General features: G+C 69.8%; 4 protein-coding genes and 2 pseudogenes. 5 read left to right on the forward strand and 1 reads right to left on the reverse strand.

What is annotated here, in order from left to right; all coding sequences use genetic code 11:
* Window positions 1-114: 114 nt before the first annotated feature.
* The 4 genes and pseudogenes from x551_RS17465 (at window position 115) to x551_RS17480 (ending at window position 4,885) form a co-directional block, all read left to right on the forward strand.
* Window positions 115-651: a HupE/UreJ family protein gene (locus tag x551_RS17465; protein ID WP_051512117.1), complete on the forward strand. Its 537-nt coding sequence runs from the start codon at window positions 115-117 to the stop codon at window positions 649-651.
* A 114-nt stretch (window positions 652-765) separates the two neighbouring features.
* Window positions 766-2,450, forward strand: a pseudogene (locus x551_RS17470) (electron transfer flavoprotein-ubiquinone oxidoreductase).
* A gap of 71 nt (window positions 2,451-2,521) precedes the next feature.
* Entirely contained in the window at window positions 2,522-3,544 is a 1,023-nt protein-coding gene (locus x551_RS17475) for an NADP-dependent oxidoreductase (RefSeq protein WP_036235364.1), read from the forward strand.
* Between the two features lie 153 nt (window positions 3,545-3,697).
* Entirely contained in the window at window positions 3,698-4,885 is a 1,188-nt protein-coding gene (locus tag x551_RS17480) for a serine hydrolase domain-containing protein (RefSeq protein ID WP_036235362.1), read from the forward strand.
* A gap of 6 nt (window positions 4,886-4,891) precedes the next feature.
* On the opposite strand, the gene x551_RS17485 is transcribed toward x551_RS17480, so the two are convergent.
* On the reverse strand, window positions 4,892-5,650 hold the full coding sequence (locus x551_RS17485; protein ID WP_036235360.1) for a DUF481 domain-containing protein: 759 nt from the start codon (window positions 5,648-5,650) through the stop codon (window positions 4,892-4,894).
* 159 nt (window positions 5,651-5,809) lie between these two features.
* On the opposite strand from x551_RS17485, the pseudogene x551_RS17490 reads away from it, so the two are divergent.
* Window positions 5,810-6,002: pseudogene (locus x551_RS17490) on the forward strand (hypothetical protein); the annotation flags it as partial.

The following is a 6,002-nucleotide window of genomic DNA, read 5'->3' on the forward strand; positions in this document are numbered from 1 at the left end:
CTCCGAGCGCCGGCGCTCCGGGGCCGCGGTCGGCGTCGACCCGCCCGCCGAGTCGGCGCCCGCGCCGGGCTTCTTCGGCGAGGGGTTGCACCACATCCTGATCGGCGCGACCACGTGCTGTTCCTGATCTGCCTGCTGCTGCCGCTGGTGCTCGGCCCCGATGCCCGGCACGGCGGCTGGCGCGGGCGCCTGTGGCCGCTGGCAGGCCTGATCACGGCCTTCACCGTCGGCCACTCGGTCACGCTGGGGCTCGCTTCGCTGCGCGTGTTCAGCGTGCCGCCGAGCGTGATCGAACCGCTGATCGCGGTGACCATCGCGCTGACCGCGCTCGACAACATCCGGCCCTTCCTCGGCAGGCGCCGGGCCGTCGCGGCGTTCGCCTTCGGGCTGATCCACGGCTTCGGCTTCGCCGGGCCGCTGATCGAGCTGCAGCTCGCGCCCTGGGCGATGGCGGGCGCATTGCTGCAGTTCAACCTGGGTGTCGAGGTGGGTCAGCTGCTCGTGGTCGCGGCCGCGACGCTACTGCTGTGGCCGGTGCGAGAACGCGGCCATGCCGGCGCCTGGCTGCGCAGCGGCTCGGCCTTCGCCGGCATCGTGGCGCTGGTGTGGCTGGGCGAACGGCTGTTCGACGTCAAGCTGCTGCCGCTGTAAGGTGCACCGGACCGCGCCGGAACAGAATAGAACGACCGTTCTTTTTCCTCGTGCTGCGGCTTAGAATCCGCGCGCCTTTCGGAGGCCCTCCGAAGCGAAGCACAGGAACGAGACATGACACCGCAAGCCCTCCTCGACCAGCACGGCCCGCGCGAGGCCATGGACTACGACGTGGTGGTGGTGGGCGCGGGACCCGGCGGCCTGGCCACGGCGATCCGCCTGAAGCAGCTCGCCGCCGAACGCGGCCAGGAGGTCTCCGTCGTCGTGCTCGAGAAGGGCTCCGAGCCCGGCGCCCACATCCTCTCGGGCGCCGTGATGGACCCGCGCGCGATCACCGAGCTGTTCCCCGACTGGAAGGAACGCGGCGCCCCGCTGGAGCAGCCGGTGAGCGGCGACGACGTGCTCTTCCTCTCCGAGACCGGCGCCACGCGCACCCCCGACTGGCTGGTGCCCGACTGCTTCCACAACCAGGCAACTACGTCATCAGCCTGGGCGCCGTGACCCAGTGGCTGGCCCAGCAGGCCGAGGCCCTGGGCGTGGAGATCTTCCCCGGCTTCGCCGCCGCCGAAGTGCTGTACGACGAGCAGGGTGCGGTGCGCGGCGTCGCGACCGGCAACCTCGGCATCGGCAAGGACGGCGAACCGACCGAGAACTTCCAGCTCGGCATGGAGCTGCGCGGCAAGTACACCGTGTTCGCCGAAGGCGCCCGCGGGCACCTGGGCCGCCAGCTCATCGCGAAGTTCCGGCTCGACGCGGGCCGCGACCCGCAGAGCTATGCGCTGGGCGTCAAGGAGCTGTGGGAGGTCCCCGCCGCGCAGCATCGCCCCGGCCATGTGGTGCACACCGCCGGCTGGCCGATGGACTCGCACACCTATGGCGGCGGCTTTCTCTACCACCTGGCGGACAACAAGGTCACGCTCGGCTTCGTGACGGGGCTGGACTACCAGAACCCCTGGCTCAGCCCGTTCGAGGAGATGCAGCGCTGGAAGACCCACCCGGCCATCCGTGCGGTACTCGCCGGTGGCAAGCGACTGGGCTACGGTGCGCGCGCCATCACCGCCGGCGGGCTGCTGAGCCTGCCCAAGCTGGTGTTCGCCGGCGGTGCGCTGGTGGGCTGCGAGGCCGGCACGCTGAATGCCGCGCGCATCAAGGGCAGCCATGCCGCGATCAAGACCGGCATGCTGTGCGCCGAGGCGCTGGCCGAGGCGCTGGCGGCCGGGCGCCAGCACGACGAACTCGCCGCCTACCCGGCGGCCTTCGAGGCGAGCTGGCTGCACGCCGAGCTGCAGCGCTCGAAGAACTTCAAGCAGTGGTTCAAGAAGGGCAACACCGTGGGCGCGCTGATGACCGGCATCGAGCAGTGGCTGCTGCCCCGGCTGGGCGTGCAGAGCCCGCCGTGGACGATCCACCGCACCGAGGCCGATCACGCGCGGCTCAAGCCGGCCGACCAGTGCACGCCGATCGCCTACCCCAAGCCCGACGGCCAGCTCACCTTCGACCGGCTGAGCTCGGTGTTCATCAGCAACACCAACCACGAAGAGCAGCAGCCGGCCCACCTGACGCTGAAGGACGCGAGCGTGCCGGTGGCTGTCAACCTGGCGACATACGCGGGTCCGGAGAGCCGCTACTGTCCGGCCGGCGTGTACGAATTCGTGAAGACCGAGGCCGGCGCCGACCGGCTGCAGATCAACGCGCAGAACTGCGTGCACTGCAAGACCTGCGATATCAAGGACCCGACGCAGAACATCGTCTGGGTCACCCCCGAGGGGGGCGGCGGGCCGAACTACGCAGGCATGTGAGCGTGGAACGGCACGCACGGCCCCTCGATCGCGACAAACCACCCGCACCCCACCGAGACAGGACTCCCGCCATGCCCCAGACCTCATCGACCAACCGCCGTTTCGTGTTGGCCGAACGCCCCGCCGGCATGCCGACCGCCAGCACCTTCCGCCTGGAGACCGTCGACATTCCCAAGCCGGCCGAGGGACAGATGCTGCTGCGCACGCTGTGGCTGTCGCTCGACCCGTACATGCGCATCCGCCTCAACGAGGGCTACTCCTACCGGCCCGGCGTCGACCTCGGCGGCGCGATGGTGGGCGGCACGATCTCGCGCGTCGAGGAAAGCCGCCATCCCGGCTACAAGGCCGGCGACCTGGTGATCGCCGCCAGCGGCTGGCAGGACTACGCGCTGTCGGACGGCTCGGACATCGACATCAAGCTCGACCCGTCGATGGCGCATCCGTCGTGGGGCCTGGGCGTGCTCGGCATGCCGGGTTTCACCGCCTGGCACGGCCTGGTCAACATCGGCGAGCCGAAGGCCGGCGAAACCTTCGTGATCGCCGCCGCCACCGGTGCGGTGGGCCAGATCGCCGGGCAGCTGGCCAAGGCGCGCGGCCTGCGTGCGGTGGGCATCGCCGGCGGCGCCGACAAGTGCCGCTATGCCGTCCAGGAACTGGGCTTCGACGCCTGCGTGGACCACCGCTCGGCCGATCTGCCCGGCGACTTGAAGAAGGCCTGCCCGGACGGCATCGACATCTACTTCGAGAACGTCGGCGGCGCGGTGTTCGACGCGGTGCTGCCGCTGTTCAACCTGCATTCGCGCATGGCGATCTGCGGCCTCATCGCGCACTACAACGGCGGTGGCGAATCGGGCGACCGCATGCCGCTGCTGCTGACCTCGCTGCTCAAGCGCCTGAAGACGCAGGGCTTCATCATCTACGACCACTACGCCGAGCACTACGAGGCCTTCTTCCGCGAGATGAGCGGCCTGCTCGCGCAGGGCCGCATCAAGGTGCGCGAGGACGTCATCGACACGCTGGAAGGCGCGCCGCAGGGGCTGGTCTCGCTGCTCCAGGGCAGGAACTTCGGCAAGGTGGTGGTGAAGGTCGCCTGAGCCACGGGCAGGCGACACGCCCGCCCGCGGGATTGCCCTGCTCCCGCCTGCTGCCGCGCTGACTACATTCGGGCATCCACGCAGGCCGGCACCACCGCGAGAGAGTGCCGGCCCGGCTCTCGCGGCCCGGCCGCCTCTCGAACGGAACACGGCATGACGCAGCACTCCCTCCAGCAGGCCGCCGACGCGGTTCTCGACAGCACCGTCGGCCGCGCCGGTGGCGCACCCGGCGTCGTCGCGATGGCGACCGATGCGCGCGGCAACCTCTACGAGGGCGCCGCCGGCAGCCGCGAGCTCGGCAGCGACCGGCCCATGACGGTGGACACCGTGATGTGCCTGTTCTCCTGCACCAAGGCGCTCACCGGCGCGATGGTGATGCAGCTGGTGGAGGAAGGCCTCGTCGGCCTCGACGATGCGGCGTCGCGGTACGTGCCGGACATCGCCGCGATCCAGGTCTACGACGGCCTCGATGCCGACGGCCAGCCGAAGACGCGCCCGCCGCGCCGCGCCATCACGCTGAACGACCTGATGCTGCACACCGCCGGCTTCGGCTACGAGTTCTTCAGCCCCGAAGACCTGGCCTACCGTCAGGCGAAGAACATCCCGACCCTCATCGCCAACACCTACGAGGCCATCCAGTCGGTGCTGCTGTTCGATCCGGGCGAGCGTTGGAACTACGGCTGCAACATCGACTGGCTGGGCAAGGTGGTCGAGGCCGTGCGTGGCAAGCGGCTCGGCGAAGTGATGGCCGAGCGTTTGTTCGCACCGCTGGGCATGAACGACACCGCGTTCGTCATCACGCCCTCGATGATGCAGCGGCGCGCTTCGCTGCACATGCGCGCCGCCGACGGCAAGCTCACGCCGGTGCCCGACCTGGTGCTGCCGCAGCCGCCCGAGATGGACATGGGCGGCCACGGCCTGTACGGCACGGTCGGCGATTACATGAAGTTCATCCGCATGCTGCTCAACGACGGCGACGGCGCGAACGGCCGCGTGCTGCGCGCCGAGACCGTGCAGCGCATGTCGCAGAACGGACTGGGCGCACTGAAGAGCGGCGGCTGGGTCACGACCAATCCCGCGCTGTCGAACTCCGGCGAGTTCTTCCCCGGCCTGTCGAAGTCCTGGGCCTACACCTTCATGGTCAACGACGAGGACACCCCCACCGGCCGACCGGCCGGGTCGCTGATGTGGGCCGGCCTCGGCAACCTCTACTACTGGATCGACCGCAAGAACCGCATCGGCGGCTTCTGGGGCACGCAGATCCTGCCCTTCCAGGACGTGGCGTCCTATCCAGGCTTCGTCGATTTCGAGAGCGCGGTCTACCGCACGCTGCGGCGCTAGCGGGTCCTAGTCGAAACGCGCGCTGATCCCCGTGGTGAGCAGGGTGTCGGTCTTCTTCAGGCCGAGGCCGGGCTCGCTGTCGTAGCGCGAGGCAATGCCCACCGTGAGGCTCAGCGCCTTGGTCATCGCCACCGCCAGGTCGGCGTCGAAGCGGGCGCGGAACTCGCCGTCGTTCTTCAGGCTCGGGTAGAGCTCGAAGCGCTGCTTGGCCGAGACGGTGTCGGTGAGCTTGTGGGTGGACTCCTCACCGAGCAGCGCGCTCAGCGCGCTGTAGCGCACGCGGTCGGCGCCGTCCACCGGGCGGGGTTCGCTGTAGCGATCGCGCGCGTACTGCAGACCGCCGAACACGTTGAAGGTGTGCTCGGGCGTGTTGACGAACTTGTAGCCCAGGCCGCCGCTCAGGGCGGTGCGCAGGTCGAGATCGGCGATGCCGTCGCGCTCGGCGTCGAGACCCCCGAAGGCGAACACCTCGCGCGTGAGGTTGAAGTCGTAGCGCGTGCCCAGGCGGATCTGGTTGCCCGAGGTCTCGCCCTCGTTCTCGGCGTACAGGCCGTCGCCGTAGATCGCCCACTTGTCCTCGGGCGTCAGGCGCACGGCCTCGCCCTTGATCGTGAGGCTGGTGGCGCGGGTGTTGCCGCTGCTGGCGCTGAGGCCGGCACCGAGCAGCGCGCGCCACTCGCCATCGTCCTTGAGCGTGACCTGGGCGGAGGCCGCAGCGCTGCCGCAAGCCAGCAGCAGCGCGAGGGTTCGGGAGATCTTGGGCATCGGGGTCGGTCCTTTCCGGGAGAGTTGACAGAGGTAGAAGGCCCTGCGCCGGGGTTGTTCCGCAAAATCTTGTGCAACCATCCGCAACGACATGCCTTCCTCGCACCGCCTCTCCCTCTCTCGGCCCACCTTGCCGCGCTTGCCGACGCCCCGGACCGCATGAACGCCGACGACGCTCGCCGCGTGCTGCTCGTTCGCAGCTTCGAAGCCCCGATGACCCTGCCCTGGACCGCAGCCGATGCGGCCTGGGCCAGCGAGCAGGCTGCGCGCGCTGCCGGTGAGCGTGCGGAAGCGGCCGTGCTGATCGCACAGCGGGCCGGCCTGGCCGCTGCGCGACTGACCGAGCGCGAGC

This window comes from Methylibium sp. T29, from assembly GCF_000576205.1.
GTDB classification, from domain to species: domain Bacteria; phylum Pseudomonadota; class Gammaproteobacteria; order Burkholderiales; family Burkholderiaceae_C; genus Methylibium; species Methylibium petroleiphilum.